Origin of the sequence: Winogradskyella sp. (assembly GCF_028282165.1) — a bacterium.
Classification (GTDB): Bacteria; Bacteroidota; Bacteroidia; order Flavobacteriales; family Flavobacteriaceae; genus Winogradskyella.
Window position 1 is genome coordinate 33,740 of sequence record NZ_JANQIM010000021.1, and the last position, 18,544, is coordinate 52,283.

Consider the following 18,544-nt stretch of genomic DNA (forward strand, 5'->3'; position numbering starts at 1 on the left):
GGTCTAAAAGAGCGTAATTGAAATTGAGCTCACGAGATTATGGACACCTCTAATATGTTGTGCGCGTGAGTAAGTATGTGAATACTACACTAATTAAATAGCTCTAACTGATTAGATATCTGTACATCAGGGATTCCGTCATATTTCCCCTCTAAATAGTCTTTTTCGAATGAGGCATCTTTACGAATCTTTTTACCGTCGATTTTTTTATTGAATAAAGATTCCATTGTTGTAACACCATATCTATCTTTTTCAGTAATAATTATTTGATCTCTTCTAAAAAGTTTTCTTTTTGGATTAATCAAAGAAGAATTATGGGATGCAAAAATAAGCTGTGCACCATAAGGATTGTTATCTTCAGAGTTAAAGAGTTGAATTATGGCTTTACTCAAAAGAGGATGCAGACGTGCGTCGAACTCATCAATGATTAACGTTTTACCGTTAAGTAAGGTGTCAATAATTGGCCCTGCAAGGGCTACATATTTTCGCGTACCCAATGACTCGTTGGCAATTAAATTAAAATAAGTGCTATCTACTTCTTCATTATTTTTGTTATAAACTGAATGTTTTGTGCTAATGACCTTATTTTCCTCATCAGAATCGAGTATAAGTTTTCTTATTTGTTTAGGAACTTTATTTTTAGCCAATATTTCTTCCGTAAGCTTGAACCTTTCAACTCTAATCTCGTCGAACCCAAGATTCGCACCTCCTATAAAGTTCTCTACAAAGATTCTTTTATGAGGATCTTCCATCATTTCAATAGTAAAATCCATAATAAAACTATCTTCTGTACCAGAAATATATTGCACATTACTTAATGCCTTCAGAATTGACATACCAGTGTCAATATTAAATTGTGCGCAAACAGAAATAAATAAAGCATTTTTTCTCGTGATAGTAGTTAAGTTTTTACTAGCGCTATTAAATTTTTTTGAGATAGAAATATCTTGAAAATTTCTATCGAACAATATTTGCTCCTTATTTTTAGTAGTGGCGAAAAGCCATTCGCTATGCACTATGCTCGTATCCACTTCAAAGCCATATCTAAATTTTACAGAATCATGTACAAATACCAATTCAAAAAAACTGGGTTTTTCTAATGTTTCAGTAGAAAGACGAAAAGGTTCAATATTTATTGGTTCATCTGACTGTGAATCCTTTGATGAGTCTAGAATAAATCCCCTCACGAATTTAATTGCCTTAAATAAATTGCTCTTACCATAAGAATTTGCACCATAAATAATCATACTCTTTAATAGTGTTAGATTATTCAATTGAGTCTTTTGTAAATTTTCATTCCGAAGATGAGTTAAAGAAGTGGCTGTCAAATCGATAGATGTCCTTTCTTTAAAGGATAAATAATTTTCCACTGTGAATTTAACGAGCATTTAACCTTATTTAATTGCTTTTAGACGACAAATATATGTAAATGTACGATATTTTCGCATAAAATTATAAATTAATTTTTAAACTTTAAAATAAATTTGTATGTTTACACGAATTTTTCTCATGAAATGTATTTTTAGAGAATATCAATATTAGAAATAAAACATATAGCACGTAAATATCGAATAAAATGAGCAAAAAAAATCAACATGTAGTAAAACATGAAAAAGGTTGGGCAGTAAAAGGGGCAGGAAATAATAAAGCAACAAAAGTTGTCCCAACACAGAAAGAAGCAATAGATATTGCAAGAAATATTGCAATAAATCAGAAAACCGAATTATTCATCCATGGTATGGATGGTAAAATTAGAGAAAGAAACACATATTCAAACAAAGACCCTTTTCCTCCAAAAGGATAACTAAAAAAGATTAATAGCATGAAAAGAGTATTAAGAAAAACGAAATTTTCAGAACAATTTGAAATTTTAAAAGAACAGAATCAACTAGAGTTTGTTGATATTTTAGTTGATATGGACATCCCATTATTTATTAGTCCGTGGTTGATATCAGCTAGTGATTGTGATATGAGTTACAATATCGAAGTGACATTAAAAAAGTATTTTGAAAAATTACTGGTATTAATTAAAAATAAAGAAAAGGAGCAAGCAATTCAATTGCTTATGCATCTTCACGAACCTAAAGAAATACATATGGGTTATGGGTATGAAAAGTTCGATGGAAAAGCTATTGGAAGGGAAAAAGCAGAACACCTTTATAACATTTTTTCAAAAAGTAAAGCTGCTCAGACGACATTACTGTCAGATATTTGCTATAGCCAATTACTTATTAATGGTATCGGATCTGACAATGTTTCAGATATGATAGCATCTATTTGTAGAGGAATATTTGCAGAATTTACAATGAAGCAATGCATCCTAAATGGTGTAGATGAAATTTATAATGTTAAAATTGACGTTTTTGATGTAGTAGATGAAGAATGGAAAGTTAAGGAAATGAAACTACCTGTTCATAAAGGAGAGCATATAATCCTTATACCAAAAAAGTTCATTTCAAGAGATAGGTATTATCCCTCTAAATTTGATGAATATATTATTAAAAATAAAACAATTCCAGAATTGACAAATGGAAAACAGCTTTCCTCTTTAACAGGTCTGTTTAGGATACTTAAGGACAAGACGAAAAAGCCAAGATTAAAAGCATTCTATGCTCATTATGGAAAGCAAAAAAAGGATTTATTCGATCACGTTGTAAAATACGGCGATTTACCTCTTTTAGAATTTAAAAAAGAGATAATGGAAAAGTATTCTTCATTAACAGATAGAGAAATTAATAATACTGTTCAAAAATACTTAAATGGAATATTAAAAAAATAAAAAAGAATAATCTGAATAAAGTAAATTTTAAGAAAAGTGAAATGATTAATAGTTATTTAAGAATCATAAAAGCTGAAATGATAGCAGAATATATAGAAACTATTGATAGAGCTTATATTAGAGAAATCGTTTTGAGAGCAGGTGGAAATGTTAGTGATGTAGATATGGTTCTTGAGCACCCTGAAATTAAAGAGATTGATAATGACTTGTTCTATATAAAAACCTCTATCTCATAAAATTTTATTCATTTAATTTTAAAATCCACCCTACAACTTCCTAATATCCCATTTCGTCAAACCAGTGATTTCTTTGATAGTATCGATATCGTAATTCTTGGAAAGCATTTTTTTAGCAATATCAAGTTTAACAGTACGTTCCTTTTCCGTTTTTATACGCCATTCTTCTAGGGCTTTTTTATCGCTATACACAACCTCAAAAAGACCAGAGGTTTTTAGGTCGTCTATAATGCCTTTATCCGCAAAACTGGTGTACTGCGCTTCCGAAATCACCAAATGGTCTATCACCTCGATATTAATGAGCTGCCCCACTTTTAAAATTTTATCCGTAAACTCCTTATCCGCTTTAGAAGGCTCAATATTACCACTAGGATGATTATGTACAAGAATAAGCCTTACGGCCAACTTGTAAATGCCCATTCTAAATATATCTGGTGGATTGGCATTGACCCTATTTACTGCACCCAAGCCAATAAGTTCAATAAACAGTATCTTATTGCTGTTATCTAAGCCAGCGACCCAAAAATGTTCTTGGTTACGTCTTATCTTATTCTCGCGTAACAGTATCTGCTGCATCACGTTATAAATGTCGGACGAGTTGAGTACTTTGATTTTTTGTGCTTTGGACAATCTTACATTCATAAGGTAAATATACAAATCGAGGCCAAAATCAATCTTTTAGAAACCTAATACTTCTTATAACAGCGCCCTTATGAGCTACGCTCGGTATCTTCAATTAAAGCTATTGCTTTAACGTGATTTTTATTTAAATACTGATTATCAGTTAATTAATATTTTACGTCAGGTTGAGCGCAGTCGAAACCTATTTGGAAACTAGATGTTAAAGACCTTTCGACTGCGCTCAAGGTGACAAGCTCTTATTTCATTTAGATAAAACAAGTTACTTTAATTTCGATAATCCTCAAAGGAGCAATACTTTATTTCAGAAACTCAATATTTCTTTTTAATCTTGAAAACTTGGTGCGCTTAACGGCAGATTTTTTAAAGATCTGCCTAAAGGTTTCTTCGGTAATCTCTTCCCAATCTTTTTTATTATATCAGAAAGATATGTTCTTAATTAATTATAATCTTTTTTACCTCCCTTATATTTTCGGATTCAAAACTTAGAAAATAAATCCCTGGCGTAATACCTTCAAGTTGAATTTCATTTTGATCTCCATATCTTAAATCCATTGTACTCTTTAAAACAAGCTTTCCTTGTACATCAGTTAAAGCATAATGTAGTTTTTCATTCGACTGCAACTTACTTGTAAAATAGATTATACCATTACTTGGGTTAGGATATATTTGAAAAAACCCTGTTTGGTTAAAATCATCAACAGACAAAGAAAGATTTTCTAAATGATCGGTCGTAATGGTACCAGTGCTTATTGGATCTAAAAAACTACCTACATCGGACCAGCCTCGATCCAATCTTCCATAGAAATCAAAACCGTTATTATCATTCGTACCAACACAAGCAGCACTACCTCCAGATAACACCCCAATTAATAACCCACTAGCATCTAATAATTGCGAACCTGAAGAACCAGGTTCTGTAACACCTTGTTCCCAGCCACCATTAGCACCATCGTCTATAAACCAAACACGATTAGTAAACCCATTGAATGACACATTTACTCTTAATGAAGGATCATCATCACGGCATATTTTCATAATATCTCCACTTGGATGGTGAATACCAGTAGTAAACGCTGGTACGGTAGTAGAACGACTCCAACCTGCAAATACTACATCCCAATCACTAGGTATGGCGTTTGCTGCAGTAGCTTCCAAAAGTAACATGTCAGAGTCACCATCGCTAGCACGGACTATTGCTCCATTAAGTGTTTGTAAAAATGGTCCATTAGTACTGGGGGTAAATGTTGCGCATGACGGATTTGGGCTAATCCAATTAAATCGAAATGCCCAGCTTGCAGTAGCATTTACAGGAGCTTCCTGTCCAAAACCTGCTCCACAATGATTTGCTGTTAAAATATATGGTGTTCCATCCTCTGATGTGTTATTAACTAATGTGCCTGTACAAAAGCCATTACCGCCAGCCACTAACATTACTACTGATCTTTTTTGCAAATCAAAATTATCCCCTAAAGGACAATCTGCGTCAATATTACAAGAACCAGAATCGTTAAGTGCTTTTGAATATGCATTATTTGCAGGAATACTTCTATAACCATGTACCAGTTCTGCAATTGTAAATGTACTTTGACCTGCAACCTCGCTTGGCTCATAAAACTCTAAGTAAACCTTATCACCATCAATTGGCCATGTAGTTATCTCATTAATATCATTATTCTCACTACTTGTATAGGGCCCCATTTTCATACTTCTGTCCGCATTGTAGATATATAGTTCAGCGCCTTCTACTAAATTATAGTCTCTTATGATGAAATTTAGTGTTTTCGCACCAACTGACTCAAATCCCACTCTCCAAATGACATCATCATTCTCTAAAATGATACTTTCACCATGGCTTTGTCTGGTAACATTTGTTTGTAATTTTGCTCCAAATCTGTAAGGTTTTGCCATAGATTCTTGAGTCTTTCTTAAGTCCTCTTCCATAAATTTAGCTAAATCCTCGAAAGGCATTGAAACCAACTCTATCTCATCATCAGAGAAATTATTGCTCCAGCTTTTTGGTTCTACCAAATCGGTAACCTGGCTATAACCACTAAAAGAAATTAATGCGAACGCAAACGCGAATAAGTAATTTTTTATCATGAAATACATATTTATAATTCCGTAAATATATGAATATTTTTATCTAAACCTTTATTGAAGAAAGTTAATATTCCGCTTTAAACCAGAGAATTTAGTACGTTTTACCGCTGATTTTTTAAATACCTGCCTAAAGGTCTCTTCTGTAATCTCTTCCCAATCCTTTTTGGTCATGCTCAACAACTCAGGATGTGGATTAAACAAGGGTTCGCTATGTGGTTTAGAAAACCGATTCCACGGACAAACGTCTTGACATATATCGCAACCAAACATCCAATTGTCAAACTGGCCTTTAAATTCACTTGGAATATTGTCCTTCAACTCAATCGTGAAATACGAAATGCATTTGCTTCCATCTACTAGATAAGGTTCTACAATGGCCTCTGTTGGGCAAGCATCAATACAGGCCGTACAAGTCCCACAGTGATCCGTAACCGGTGTGTCGTAGTCTAACTCCAAATCGATAATTAACTCTGCTATAAAATAAAATGAGCCTACTTGTTGGGTTAGCAGGTTGCTGTGCTTGCCTATCCATCCCAATCCAGACTTTGCAGCCCAAGCTTTATCCAATACAGGCGCAGAATCCACAAATGCACGGCCATGAACATCTCCTATTTCGTCTTTAATAAAGGCTAAAAGCGATTTGAGCTTGTCTTTAATAACGAAGTGGTAATCCGTACCATAAGCGTACTTAGACAGCTTATAGCTTTCTGTTGTTTGTACTTCGCTAGGATAGTAGTTCAACAATAGGGAAACTACACTTTTAGAATCTTCGACCAGTAAGGTAGGGTCGAGGCGCTTATCGAAATGGTTTTCCATATAACGCATTTCGCCGTGCATATTCTTGTTGAGCCATGCTTCAAGCCTTGGCGCCTCTTCTTCCAAAAACTCCGCCTTACTAATACCACAAGACAAAAAGCCAAGGCGTTTTGCTTCGGCTTTTATTAACTGTGTATACTTTGTTTTGTTCAATTTAGCGCTTAAAAGAACTAAATTACAATACTATTTTTAATAAACCACTATGAACTAGAAATCTACAGTTTTAAACTAAGAATGAAATTCTTTTTGGAGTTTGGATTGTCATTCCAAATGAGACACAAAGAGCCTGCCTAACGGCTAGGCAGGGCATTTCATAATTTTGATGCATGATGAGATTTAGCTACGCTGAACCTTCGGTTTCTCACTTTAGCCTGTCTTGCCTCCTTCGACTGCACTTCGACAAGCTCAGTGTGACACGCTCAGGGTAAACTAGAGTCGAAAGATTCGAAATGACAGCCCCTATGCAAAAACCTTACAGAAGCTGAAAAATAAATCTAGTCGCAACCTAAATCTGAAGACGACATATAATCTGCATTAGGAAAACAGTTACCCGATGGTAACGTTTCGGGCACATAACGTTGCAAATTATCGTCGTATAAGGCGTTTTCTAAAAATAATGTGATTTGGTCTATTTCGGTCTCCGTTAAATTTAACGGCACAAATAGTGAAGATAACTTATCTGCGGGGACTATGTCATTTTCGACAATGGCTTCATTCTTATATTCCACAACTTCCTTAACAGTTTCAAAACTTCCACCATGACCAAAGAAACCTACATCTTTTAGATTGTACAACTGTGGTGTCTTAAATTTATAATCGTCGTCTGAATTGCCTGTAAATCCACCTCTTCCTTTTTTAGTCGCTTCATCAATAGTGGTTAGTATTTCAGCGCCTTCAAGGTCTTGCATGCCAAGGGCATGGAAATTCATATCGTTTAACGCTGGCCCTGAATGGCAGCTAAAACATTGTGCCTTATCAAAAAACAATTTGGCGCCTTCTATTTCGGCATCGTTCATGGCATCATCATCGCCTCTTAACCATCGCTGAAACGGCGATTGATTTGGCAATAGTGTTCTTTCATAAGCTGCAATAGCAAGCGATGCATAGAGTTTAGTGTAGCGCTCACTTTCATCGATGTCTGGGAAAGCCACATCAAATAAATCTTTGTATGACGAATTGATAATTTCTTCTGGGATGATCACCAAACGGTGTACATCCATACCTGCAATGGCTTGTATTTCTACACCTTCAAAGCCAAAATTATTGGTTTCTTTAGGTGTGCCAACCGTCCATTGGGATTCGGTGCCTTCATTTGGCCCTACAGCACCAAACTGTCCGTTCCACAGCATCACTTCCTGAAATGCTACATTAAGCGTTGTAGGTGTTCTAATAGGCTGTACATCTAAATCCGCCTCTGCGTAAAGTGCATTTTTTATTCGGCCTTCGCCATGTGATCCAAAACCTAGTCCGCCATCACCAATACCTTGCTTAATACCACTTTGGAACCCTGCATCTACATGATGGCAGCTCGCACAAGAATAGGTGTACATCCCTTCATTCATTTTAGGATCAGAGCCTATCATGGTTTCATGATACAACAATTTTCCCAATTCTACTTTTGCTTCTGTGATAGGATTGTTGATATCGCTTGGAATTGAAAGGTAATCGGTTTCTAAAGGTTGAATTAAATCGGATTTAGAACCGTATAATTCGATAATTCGGTTTTCTAATTCGGTACCACTGGATATGTCCTCGTAATTGTCCTTATCGGTATTACAAGACATGAAAGCAATTAATGCAAATAGGTATAATAACTTGATTCGTAGGTGATTCATGATTTGAAAGCTTTATGTATTTTCAAATATAATTTCAACTTTCTCCGCCATATGCCTAAATAGATAAACATTCAAAAAATTAGTTGAATTAATGTAAGGTGCAAAAATTATCGATGAACTAACACCGAATTCATGGTGTTTCAATGTTTGATTGGTGTGACTATTGGATAAGAAATTTTTGTCAATCGGAGTGTACTGAAGGTGGTCGCTCAACGGAGTCTAAGTGCATCAAGCTACTAGTGTGCCACTCGAAGTGACATTGAACGGCTTAAATATTGTTAGCGCTAATTAACATCTCGTGGCTTGAATCTCAATAGCGCATTTTTAGGCTTTAGTGTTATAAGAGGCGTCATATCAATTTCTTCAAACTCTGCCTTGATATAATAGTTTGAAATCAATTCTCTTACAGCGATAATCATCTCGAACATTGCAAAGTTGTTTCCGATGCATTTTCTCGGTCCTGCACCAAAAGGAAAATAATGGGAAGAATAGGTTCTACTGCCATCTGCAAAACGCTCTGGTAAGAATTTATCTGGATCGTCCCAATATTTCGAATGTCGATGTATCTCAAAAACCGAAAACAAAAGATTAGAGCCTGCTTTGAATTCAAAGCCATTAAAGCTATCGTTTGTTTTATTCACACGATCCAAAAAGTAAGCTGGTGGATATAAGCGCATGGATTCTTCGATGACTTGCTGGCACACTCTGGATGCCATAACCCTTTCCATCAGATGGGTAGTTTGGGCATTGACTTGTGAAATTTCGTCGTAAATCTTGTCTTGCCATTCGGGATGTTGTGCTAAAAGCTGAAAGGTAAACGTTAGTGCGTTAGATGTGGTCTCGTGCCCAGCTGTAAAGAGAATCAAAATCTCATCAATGAGTTGTTCTTCTTCCATAGAACTGCCATCATCATATTGGGCTTCTAGCAACAAATCGAGTAAGTCGCCTTGTCTAGTACCAGATTCTTGCCGTTGCTTTACAATTTGCTTTAACATCTGTCTAGCCTCCAACGTAAGGTCAATATACTTTTTTATTGTCCCGTTGAAATTAAACCACCATCGCAAATAGGGTTGACGCAATTCTTTAACCAACATTTTTTGAGCCGCCTCTGTAATGTATTGCAAGCGCGCAATTTGATCTTGGTCAACTGCACTACTAAACAAGGATTTCACTACCGTTTGAAATGCCAAATTATTGAGTATGGGAAAAATATCCAAAGTTTCATTTTCTGTGATGTTGGGAAAAATATCCAAAGTTTCATTTTCTGTGATGTTTTGATACTCAAACTGTATGGCCGTTTGAATGGTATCTAATAACGTTTCGAGATGTTTTTTATGAAAAGCTGGTTGAATGAGCTTGCGTTGTTTACGCCAATGTTCTCCTTCTGAGGTTAATAGCCCTTTACCAACATACTTGACTAAATCTTTGGTCTGAATCTTTGATTTTGTATAGTTCTTTTGATTTTTCTGAAGTACATATTCTGCAAAATTCGCATCCCTGCAAAAATAGACCTTAGTGATAAAGCCTAAATTCAAACAAAATATATCGCCTTTTTCTTCAAAGTTTTTATGATGAAATGGCAGTGGATTTTTTACAATTTTAAAACTGTGCTTTAAAAATGTAGTTAACGGAACAGTAGCTATTTTTTGATCACTATCCATGTGGTAACAGGGGGCTAAAACGACTTCAACATTACAACGGGTGTCAAAAGAGGCCTCCTTGCGTAGGCCCTTTAATTTTACCTAAATGCTTATAGGCTTGTTCGGTAACTTCGCGCCCACGAGGTGTACGCATTATAAAACCCTGTTGAATTAAAAAGGGTTCGTAAACCTCTTCTATGGTTTCGGCGCTTTCGCTAACTGCTGTTGCCAAAGTGGTGATACCAACCGGTCCTCCCTTAAACTTATCGATAATTGTCGTTAGAATTTTATTGTCCATTTCGTCCAAACCATGTGCATCTACATTTAAGGCTTTAAGTGCAAACTTTGCAATTTCGATATCTATTTTGCCATTGCCTTTAATTTGGGCAAAATCCCTAACACGTCTCAGTAAGGCATTCGCTATACGTGGTGTGCCGCGGCTTCGCCCTGCTATCTCAATGGCAGCTTCCATGGTAATAGGAACCTTCAAAATTGAAGCACTACGTTGCACAATGGTCGTGAGCAAATCCGTTTTATAGTATTGTAAGCGACTACTAATGCCAAAGCGTGCTCGCATGGGCGCTGTTAATAATCCCGAACGCGTCGTTGCGCCAACAAGAGTAAAAGGACTTAAGTTGATTTGAACGGTTCTGGCATTGGGGCCAGACTCGATCATAATATCAATCTTATAGTCTTCCATAGCAGAGTATAGATATTCTTCCACTATAGGGCTTAAACGATGAATCTCATCAATAAAAAGTACATCTCTGTCTTCAAGGTTGGTCAGTAAGCCTGCGAGATCTCCTGGTTTGTCTAAAACAGGACCGGAAGTCACTTTAATATTTACATCTAATTCATTGGCTAAAATGTGGGCTAAAGTTGTTTTTCCCAATCCGGGCGGCCCATGAAACAGTGTATGGTCTAAAGCTTCTTCCCTAAGATTTGCTGCTTTTACAAAAACCAATAGATTTTCCAGCACTTGATCTTGACCTGTAAAGTCCTCAAAAGTTAAGGGTCTCAATTTTTTTTCAACATCGAGCTCTTCCGGACTGAAATTTTCGTTAGATGGATTTAGGTTTTCGTTCATGATACTTCCTGCGAAAGCAGGAATCCTATTTAATTAAACAATAAAGATTCTATAACGACTCTTCGATGCTTCGGCTACGCTCAGTGACCAATGTTCATCACAGCTAGGCTTAGTGTGACGATTCGAAATGACAAAGTAGCCCAACAAATATAAATAAAAAGACCTTTGGAAACTATAGGCGCTATCCAAAGGTCTTTTCAATATTTCTAAAGAGAGGTGCCCTACTTTCGCAGGCATTGTCTAATGATGCAGCTCTTCTTCTCCTTCTTTCATAGGTACATTTTGAGGCACAAAATCTTCTTCATGTCCTGGCTTGCTATAATCGTAAGGCCAACGATATACATGAGGGATTGCACCAGGCCAGTTTCCGTGCATATGCTTTACTGGAGCTGTCCACTCTAGCGTATTTGATCTCCATGGGTTTTGTTCTGCTTTCTTTCCATAGAATATACTACTAATGAAATTGTATAAAAATACTATTTGAGCAAGACCTGCTACAAGGGCAAACATAGTTATTACGACTTGTGTGTTTGCAGTATCATCAAATAATGGGAAATTAGAATTGGTGTAGTAACGTCTTGGCAGACCAGCCATACCTATAAAGTGCATTGGAAAAAAGACACCATATGCACAAATTGCCGTTATCCAAAAATGTATATACCCTAGATTTTTGTTCATCATACGTCCAAACATCTTAGGGAACCAATGGTAAATTCCTGCAAATACACCATATAAAGCCGATATACCCATCACTAGGTGGAAGTGAGCCACTACAAAATAGGTATCATGTACATTAATGTCTAATGCACTATCCCCTAAAATAATTCCTGTTAAACCTCCAGTAATGAATGTAGATACCAATCCTATTGAGAATAGCATTGCAGGGTTCATTTGCAAGTTACCCTTCCAGAGTGTGGTTATGTAATTAAATGCTTTAACCGCAGACGGAATAGCAATTAGCAATGTTGTAAACGTGAATACCGATCCTAAGAATGGGTTCATCCCAGAGATAAACATGTGGTGTCCCCAAACTATGGTTGATAAAAATGCAATAGCCAAAATAGACAAGACCATAGCACGATAACCAAATATTGGCTTTCTAGAATTTGTAGCAATAATTTCTGATGTTATTCCTAATGCTGGCAATAATACGATGTATACTTCTGGGTGACCAAGGAACCAAAACAAATGTTCAAATAATACTGGCGAACCTCCTTGATAGTGTAAAACTTCACCTTGAATAAAAATATCCGATAAGAAGAATGATGTACCAAAACTTCTATCCATTATCAGTAATAATGCTGCAGATAATAATACGGGGAATGAAATTACACCAATGACTGCCGTGATGAAAAACGCCCAAATAGTTAGTGGCATTCTCGTCATCGACATACCCTTAGTACGTAAGTTTAATACCGTTACAATGTAGTTTAATGACCCCAATAGTGAAGACGCAATAAATATGGCCATAGATACTAACCACAAGGTCATACCCGCTCCAGAACCTGGCTGTGCCATAGGCAATGCACTTAACGGTGGGTATATCGTCCATCCTGCGGCTGCAGGACCAAACTCCACAAAAAATGAGGCTATCATAATAACGCATGATAAAAAGAATAACCAATACGATATCATATTAAGGAATCCGGAAGCCATATCCCTAGCACCAAGCTGTAGCGGAATTAATAGGTTACTAAATGTACCACTCAAACCAGCCGTAAGTACAAAGAAAACCATTAAGGTTCCATGTATGGTTACTAAGGCTAAATAAATATCGGCATCCATAACACCTTCTGGTGCCCATTTTCCTAACAAGGCTTTAAATATGACATTTGATTGCTCTGGCCACGCAATTTGCATACGTATCAGCAAAGACATCATGATCCCTATTATACCCATTATGATTACACCAGTAATTAAATACTGCTTTGCAATCATTTTATGATCTTGACTAAATATGTATTTAGTTACAAAAGTTTCTTTATGGTGATGTACGTCGTGGTCGTCGTGTACGTGTGTATCTACTGTTGCTGACATAATCTATTTCTTTTTCTGTTTTTTTTTACTAATTTAATGAATTTGCAAATGTTTTTTGTTCCTTTATCCAAGCATTAAACTCTTCCTCTGTTTCAACAACAATCTTCATTTGCATGTTATAATGCGACTTTCCGCAGATTTTATTACATAACAATAGGTAATCAAACTCATATGGCTCTAAAGCTTCTTCCCCATTTGCAGTTAATTCTTTACTCTTTTCGGCTCTAATTTTATTTATATTTTGAACCTTATCTTTCATATCTTGAGTTTGTCGCATTTCTTCAGTAGTGACCGTGGGCGTAAAAGCAAATTGTGTAACCATACCTGGAACACAATTCATTTGTGCTCTAAAATGCGGCATGTATGCGGAATGTAATACATCCTGAGAACGCATTTTAAATAATACTGGTCGTCCTTTTGGCAAATGAAGTTCAGTTACAATTACATCGTCTTGTGCATTTGGGTCGTCTTCATCCACACCTAAGATGTTAGCTCTATCTAGATCGATTAATCTCACGTTGGCTTTACCAAGAACATTATCATCCCCACCATATCTAGCTTTCCAGTTAAACTGTTGGGCATATAATTCTATAATCATTGGATCTTCTTCTTCATCAATCGTCATAATGTCATTCCAAGTAAAAAGACCATATATAATTAGACCTGCCAGAACGATTACAGGTATACCTGTCCAAACAGCTTCTAAGGTATTGTTATCTGCATAGAATAGTGCTTTTCTTCCTTTTTCTCCTTTGTATTTAAAAGCAAAATAGTGAAGCAAAAATTGAGTCACTATTTGAACTATAAAAATAACCACCATAGAGATGATCATTAAGTTATCTATTCCTGGTCCATGCTCCGATGCCGAATTAGATACTAGTGGAAGATCGCCTAGATATATAAAACTTACGATAGTAATGGCATAGATAAAAATTAAAAATCCTATCATTAAATAGCCATTGATTCTATTGTCTTTATCATCCGCAATTTGTGAATTTGAAGCACCTACTTGGGCTAAATCAAAAATCTTAACCATTTGCCAGAGGGCAATAGCCACAAAAAGTACAATTATAATAGTTAATAAAGCTGTCATTATCGTTTCTGTTCTATTTTAATATTAATAATGAAAGTGTTTGCTTTCTTTCATAAATGGGTTTCCTTTTGCTAATAATGGCGCCTTTCCTAAAGCCGTAAATACTACAAGTAAGAAAAGACCTCCAAACAACAGTATAGCGCCAATTTCTGGCATACCGATAAACCATCTGTCTACTACTGTAGCTGGCATAATCCAGTTGAATACATCTAGGTAATGTCCGCAAAGAATTATAATTCCGGTCATAATCACAAACCAGTTAATTCGCTTGTAATCGCTATTCATTAATAATAGCAGTGGGAAAATGAAATTCAAGGCTAGCATTCCAAAGAATGGTAACTTATAATGCTCAATTCGTGTAACGAAGTAAGTGACCTCTTCTGGAATGTTTGAATACCAGATTAACATAAATTGAGAGAACCATAAATATGTCCAGAATATACTAATACCAAACATAAATTTTGCTAAATCATGGATATGGCTATCATTAACAAATTCTAATAAGCCTTTAGATTTTAGGTAGATGGTTATCATTGCTATTACGGTAATACCACTTACAAACATACTTGCGAATACATACCAACCGAATAATGTACTAAACCAGTGTGGATCAACACTCATTACCCAATCCCAAGCCATCATAGATTCTGTGTAGATATAGAAAACTAAGAACGCTGCTGAGATTCTAAAGTTCTTTTTAAAGTTTTTATTGTCGTCAGCGCTATCCTGAGCAATGGAGAATTTTCTTGAGAAATGTCTATACAATGCCCAGCCAGAGATAAAAATTATACCTCTTACGATAAACCAGGTCATATTAAGGTAGCCCGATTTCCCTTGAATCAATTTATCGTGCTCAACAACTTCTGGGTTCATCCAAACAAAAATGTTATAATGGCCTATAGTGCCAGAAGCAACTGCTATTAGAAGTACAATTATAGCACCGGGTAACATGTAAGCCGTAATACCTTCCATTACTCTGAACAAGACTGGAGACCAGCCTGCCTGAGATGCATATTGAATAGCGTAAAATGCCAATACACCAAGTGCAATCATAAAGAAAAAGAATGCGCCAACATACAATGCTGCCCAAGGTCTGTTATGAATTTGGTGCAGTACATGCTCTTCATGACTCATGTGGTGACCTTCATCAGCATGAGCGCCATGAGCTTCGTCATGCGAAGCGCCGTGGTGTCCTTCTTCGTTATGGCTTTCTCCATGATGATCTGCAGCATGGGCATCACCATGACCATGATGCGCCTCTTCTGCTAGAAGTACCTTTACGTCTTCAACTGTCTTAACGCTATTGGCTGATAAAAAACCTGAAGTAACACCAATCAAGCCCAGAGCCATCATTATAATGGCAGCTATTCTTAATCGATTTGAAATTTTATATTCCATTATATAATCTTTATCTAAATCTTATTTTTCTAAATCTGCTTTTAGTTTTTCAACATAAGCCACTACTTGCCAACGCTCACTTTCGTTTAATTGGTTAGCGTATGAACCCATGGTATTTTTACCGTAATAAATAACATGATAAATACTACCTGTGGTGATCGCTCTTCCTGGGTCATCATAACTAGGAACTCCCAATATTTTTTCGCGCTCAACCAATTTTCCTTTTCCATTTCCTTTTGTCCCATGGCAAATTCCACAGTAAATGTCGTACAAGATTTTGCCTTCGTCATAATCGACCATTGTAGAGTCTAAAGGACTCACTAAATTTGTCTTTGCCTCTTCATAGCCTTCATTAGTATCCTCAATTTCATAAGGCATAAAATCACCTCTTGGAATAGTACCTTCGGCTGGTAATTGTGCCTCAACGCCATTTGCAAAGGCATCTGACTCTTGATAAGTTTCATAGCCAACAGGCTCATACATGTTAGGCATGTATTGATAGTTTGGCCTAGAATTCTTTTGGCAAGACACGAAACCTACCAACATTACTAATACTGCGATATATTTTAATGCTATTTTCATACTAATGTGCATCTTCGTCTTTATCAACTAAATTTATTTCAACTGCTCCTGTTTTCTGTAACAATGACGTTAATTCATTCTCATTGTCATGAACAGCAATTTCCATCAAGAAATGATCATCTGTTGTTCTTGGGTCTGGATTCTCAGCTTTCTTAAATGGCCACATTCTACTTCTTAAATAAAATGTAATTACCATTAAATGCGCCGCAAAAAATACGGTAAGCTCAAACATAATTGGTACAAAAGCGGGCATATTCTCTAAATAACTAAAGCTTGGTTTACCTCCTATATCTTGAGGCCAATCTTTAATCATGATGAAATTCATCATAACAATAGCTACTGTTAAACCAACGCAGCCATACATAAACGATGTAATTGCAATACGTGTTGGTGCTAAGCCCATGGCCTTGTCCAACCCATGAACAGGAAAAGGCGTATATATTTCTTCGATGTGATGTTTTTCGGCCTTTACCTTTTTTACGGCAGACATTAAAACATCATCATCTGTATAAATAGCATGAATTACTTTTGAAGCTTCCATATACTATATTAGTTATTTAATAAATTCTTTGCTTGCCCTGCCCAATCATCGCGCTCTGCCCTTCCTGGGAAAGACCCTGTGATTGAATCTAACAAATCATATTCTCTTTTTGTCATCTTACTTACCTGTAAGAATGTGTATATACCAATACTGTTAAGTACCTCTTCCATTTTAGGACCTACACCATTAATCTTCTTAAGATCATCGGCAGTTTCTGATGCTGCATCAAACGATCCTATCGTTCCCAATAAATCGCTAACTTTTTCAGAATTATCAACCGAATCATTTGAACTCGATTCTGTGATTATTGCAGCTGCTCCAACATTAGAAGTTCTTTCGTCGGCTCCTGTGCCCACTAAACTTTCACCGCTTTCTCTTAAACGCTTATATCGCTCACCTGATGACTTTAAAATTGTCTTTACCTCTGCTTGTGCAATTACAGGGAATGTTCTCGAGTACAATAAGAATAATACAAAAAAGAATCCTATGGTTCCGATAAAGATTCCTATATCCACAAATGTTGGTGAGAACATCGTCCATGATGATGGTAAGTAATCTCTATGTAACGACGTTACGATAATTACAAAACGCTCAAACCACATCCCTATGTTTACTACAATTGAGATAAAGAATGAGAACATAATGCTTGTTCTAAGTTTCTTAAACCACATAAACTGAGGCGAGAATACGTTACAGGTCATCATTGCCCAGTAAGCCCACCAGTAAGGACCAGTTGCTCTGTTTAAGAATGCATACTGTTCATATTCTACTCCAGAGTACCAAGCTATAAATAACTCAGTGATATAAGCCACACCCACTATTGAACCCGTAATCATGATAACGATGTTCATTAACTCAATGTGCTGTACTGTAATATAGTCTTCAAGGTTACATACTTTTCTCATGATAATAAGAAGTGTATTTACCATAGCAAATCCTGAGAAAATTGCACCTGCAACGAAATACGGTGGGAAAATCGTAGTATGCCAACCTGGTATAACTGATGTGGCAAAATCAAACGATACAATGGTATGTACAGAAAGTACAAGAGGTGTTGCTAAACCAGCTAGTACCAATGATACTTCTTCAAAACGTTGCCAATCTTTTGCTCTACCTGACCATCCGAAACTTAATAAAGAATATATTTTCTTTTGGAAGGGCTTAACTGCTCTATCCCTGATCATAGCGAAATCTGGCAACAATCCTGTCCACCAGAATACTAAGGATACTGATAAATATGTAGAAATTGCAAATACGTCCCAAAGTAATGGCGAATTAAAGTTAACCCATAACGACCCAAATTGGTTAGGGATTGGCAATACCCAATATGCTAACCATGGACGACCCATGTGAATAATCGGAAATAGACCCGCTTGTATTACCGAGAAAATCGTCATCGCTTCAGCAGAACGGTTAATTGCCATTCTCCACTTTTGACGGAAAAGTAAAAGTACTGCAGAAATAAGTGTCCCTGCATGACCAATACCAACCCACCAAACGAAGTTAGTAATATCCCAGGCCCAGTTTACGGTCTTATTAAGACCCCAAACTCCAATACCAGTTGAAATGGTGTAAATAATACAACCTATTCCCCAAAGGAATGCAACCAAAGAGATGTTGAAAACTATCCACCAAGCTTTGTTTGCTTTGCCTTCTACCGGTCTTGCTACGTCTACGGTAACATCGTGATACGATTTTTCTCCGGTAACTAAAGGTCTTCTAATAGGTGCTTCGTAATGAGACGCCATAATTATATAA

Annotated in this window: 16 protein-coding genes and 1 pseudogene; 3 read left to right on the plus strand and 14 right to left on the minus strand. The window is 36.3% G+C overall.

Annotation, left to right across the window (positions count from 1 at the left end):
• Window positions 1-89 precede the first annotated feature (89 nt).
• Window positions 90-1,388, minus strand: coding sequence for an ATP/GTP-binding protein (locus Q0972_RS08615; protein WP_299364892.1), 1,299 nt, complete (start codon window positions 1,386-1,388; stop codon window positions 90-92).
• 188 nt (window positions 1,389-1,576) lie between these two features.
• On the opposite strand from Q0972_RS08615, the gene Q0972_RS08620 reads away from it, so the two are divergent.
• The 3 genes from Q0972_RS08620 to Q0972_RS08630 are packed head-to-tail and all read left to right on the plus strand — an operon-like array spanning window position 1,577 to window position 3,015.
• A complete protein-coding gene (locus Q0972_RS08620) occupies window positions 1,577-1,804 on the plus strand; it encodes a DUF2188 domain-containing protein (protein ID WP_299364894.1) in 228 nt (75 codons plus the stop codon).
• A gap of 18 nt (window positions 1,805-1,822) precedes the next feature.
• Window positions 1,823-2,779: a hypothetical protein gene (locus Q0972_RS08625; protein WP_299364896.1), complete on the plus strand. Its 957-nt coding sequence runs from the start codon at window positions 1,823-1,825 to the stop codon at window positions 2,777-2,779.
• 41 nt (window positions 2,780-2,820) lie between these two features.
• The gene (locus Q0972_RS08630; RefSeq protein ID WP_299364898.1) at window positions 2,821-3,015 is read left to right on the plus strand and encodes a hypothetical protein; all 195 of its coding nucleotides are present in this window, start codon (window positions 2,821-2,823) and stop codon (window positions 3,013-3,015) included.
• A 30-nt stretch (window positions 3,016-3,045) separates the two neighbouring features.
• On the opposite strand, the gene Q0972_RS08635 is transcribed toward Q0972_RS08630, so the two are convergent.
• The 13 genes and pseudogenes from Q0972_RS08635 to nrfD all read right to left on the minus strand — a co-directional run bounded on the left by Q0972_RS08635 (window position 3,046) and on the right by nrfD (window position 18,534).
• The gene (locus tag Q0972_RS08635; protein WP_299364900.1) at window positions 3,046-3,657 is read right to left on the minus strand and encodes a JAB domain-containing protein; all 612 of its coding nucleotides are present in this window, start codon (window positions 3,655-3,657) and stop codon (window positions 3,046-3,048) included.
• 296 nt (window positions 3,658-3,953) lie between these two features.
• Window positions 3,954-4,067, minus strand: a pseudogene (locus Q0972_RS08640) (tRNA epoxyqueuosine(34) reductase QueG); the annotation flags it as partial.
• A 22-nt stretch (window positions 4,068-4,089) separates the two neighbouring features.
• Window positions 4,090-5,757: a T9SS type A sorting domain-containing protein gene (locus tag Q0972_RS08645; RefSeq protein ID WP_299364902.1), complete on the minus strand. Its 1,668-nt coding sequence runs from the start codon at window positions 5,755-5,757 to the stop codon at window positions 4,090-4,092.
• Window positions 5,758-5,808: 51 nt separating this feature from the next.
• On the minus strand, window positions 5,809-6,726 hold the full coding sequence (gene queG, locus Q0972_RS08650) for a tRNA epoxyqueuosine(34) reductase QueG (RefSeq protein ID WP_299364903.1): 918 nt from the start codon (window positions 6,724-6,726) through the stop codon (window positions 5,809-5,811).
• 341 nt (window positions 6,727-7,067) lie between these two features.
• Window positions 7,068-8,408: a cytochrome c peroxidase gene (locus Q0972_RS08655; protein ID WP_299364905.1), complete on the minus strand. Its 1,341-nt coding sequence runs from the start codon at window positions 8,406-8,408 to the stop codon at window positions 7,068-7,070.
• Between the two features lie 284 nt (window positions 8,409-8,692).
• Entirely contained in the window at window positions 8,693-10,069 is a 1,377-nt protein-coding gene (locus Q0972_RS08660; protein WP_299364907.1) for a cytochrome P450, read from the minus strand.
• Window positions 10,070-10,112: 43 nt separating this feature from the next.
• Entirely contained in the window at window positions 10,113-11,135 is a 1,023-nt protein-coding gene (gene ruvB, locus Q0972_RS08665) for a Holliday junction branch migration DNA helicase RuvB (protein ID WP_299364909.1), read from the minus strand.
• Window positions 11,136-11,375: 240 nt separating this feature from the next.
• Window positions 11,376-13,172 (minus strand): cbb3-type cytochrome c oxidase subunit I, encoded by a 1,797-nt coding sequence (locus tag Q0972_RS08670; protein ID WP_299364911.1) that lies wholly within the window; start codon window positions 13,170-13,172, stop codon window positions 11,376-11,378.
• Between the two features lie 28 nt (window positions 13,173-13,200).
• Window positions 13,201-14,265, minus strand: coding sequence for a cytochrome c oxidase subunit II (locus Q0972_RS08675; RefSeq protein WP_299364913.1), 1,065 nt, complete (start codon window positions 14,263-14,265; stop codon window positions 13,201-13,203).
• A gap of 24 nt (window positions 14,266-14,289) precedes the next feature.
• Window positions 14,290-15,663: a quinol:cytochrome C oxidoreductase gene (locus tag Q0972_RS08680; protein WP_299364915.1), complete on the minus strand. Its 1,374-nt coding sequence runs from the start codon at window positions 15,661-15,663 to the stop codon at window positions 14,290-14,292.
• A gap of 21 nt (window positions 15,664-15,684) precedes the next feature.
• Entirely contained in the window at window positions 15,685-16,245 is a 561-nt protein-coding gene (locus tag Q0972_RS08685) for a cytochrome c (RefSeq protein ID WP_299364917.1), read from the minus strand.
• A gap of 1 nt (window position 16,246) precedes the next feature.
• Window positions 16,247-16,786, minus strand: coding sequence for a DUF3341 domain-containing protein (locus Q0972_RS08690; RefSeq protein ID WP_299364919.1), 540 nt, complete (start codon window positions 16,784-16,786; stop codon window positions 16,247-16,249).
• 8 nt (window positions 16,787-16,794) lie between these two features.
• Window positions 16,795-18,534, minus strand: coding sequence for an NrfD/PsrC family molybdoenzyme membrane anchor subunit (gene nrfD, locus Q0972_RS08695; RefSeq protein ID WP_299364921.1), 1,740 nt, complete (start codon window positions 18,532-18,534; stop codon window positions 16,795-16,797).
• Window positions 18,535-18,544 lie beyond the last annotated feature (10 nt).

Bases quoted from the DNA above. Each gene is read 5' to 3' on its own strand.
- Q0972_RS08615 (WP_299364892.1), bottom strand. From the start codon at position 1,388: ATGCTCGTTAAATTCACAGTGGAAAATTATTTATCCTTTAAAGAAAGG.
- Q0972_RS08620 (WP_299364894.1), top strand. From the start codon at position 1,577: ATGAGCAAAAAAAATCAACATGTAGTAAAACATGAAAAAGGTTGGGCA.
- Q0972_RS08625 (WP_299364896.1), top strand. From the start codon at position 1,823: ATGAAAAGAGTATTAAGAAAAACGAAATTTTCAGAACAATTTGAAATT.
- Q0972_RS08630 (WP_299364898.1), top strand. From the start codon at position 2,821: ATGATTAATAGTTATTTAAGAATCATAAAAGCTGAAATGATAGCAGAA.
- Q0972_RS08635 (WP_299364900.1), bottom strand. From the start codon at position 3,657: ATGAATGTAAGATTGTCCAAAGCACAAAAAATCAAAGTACTCAACTCG.
- Q0972_RS08645 (WP_299364902.1), bottom strand. From the start codon at position 5,757: ATGATAAAAAATTACTTATTCGCGTTTGCGTTCGCATTAATTTCTTTT.
- Q0972_RS08655 (WP_299364905.1), bottom strand. From the start codon at position 8,408: ATGAATCACCTACGAATCAAGTTATTATACCTATTTGCATTAATTGCT.
- Q0972_RS08660 (WP_299364907.1), bottom strand. From the start codon at position 10,069: ATGGATAGTGATCAAAAAATAGCTACTGTTCCGTTAACTACATTTTTA.
- ruvB (WP_299364909.1), bottom strand. From the start codon at position 11,135: ATGAACGAAAACCTAAATCCATCTAACGAAAATTTCAGTCCGGAAGAG.
- Q0972_RS08670 (WP_299364911.1), bottom strand. From the start codon at position 13,172: ATGTCAGCAACAGTAGATACACACGTACACGACGACCACGACGTACAT.
- Q0972_RS08675 (WP_299364913.1), bottom strand. From the start codon at position 14,265: ATGACAGCTTTATTAACTATTATAATTGTACTTTTTGTGGCTATTGCC.
- Q0972_RS08680 (WP_299364915.1), bottom strand. From the start codon at position 15,663: ATGGAATATAAAATTTCAAATCGATTAAGAATAGCTGCCATTATAATG.
- Q0972_RS08685 (WP_299364917.1), bottom strand. From the start codon at position 16,245: ATGAAAATAGCATTAAAATATATCGCAGTATTAGTAATGTTGGTAGGT.
- Q0972_RS08690 (WP_299364919.1), bottom strand. From the start codon at position 16,786: ATGGAAGCTTCAAAAGTAATTCATGCTATTTATACAGATGATGATGTT.
- nrfD (WP_299364921.1), bottom strand. From the start codon at position 18,534: ATGGCGTCTCATTACGAAGCACCTATTAGAAGACCTTTAGTTACCGGA.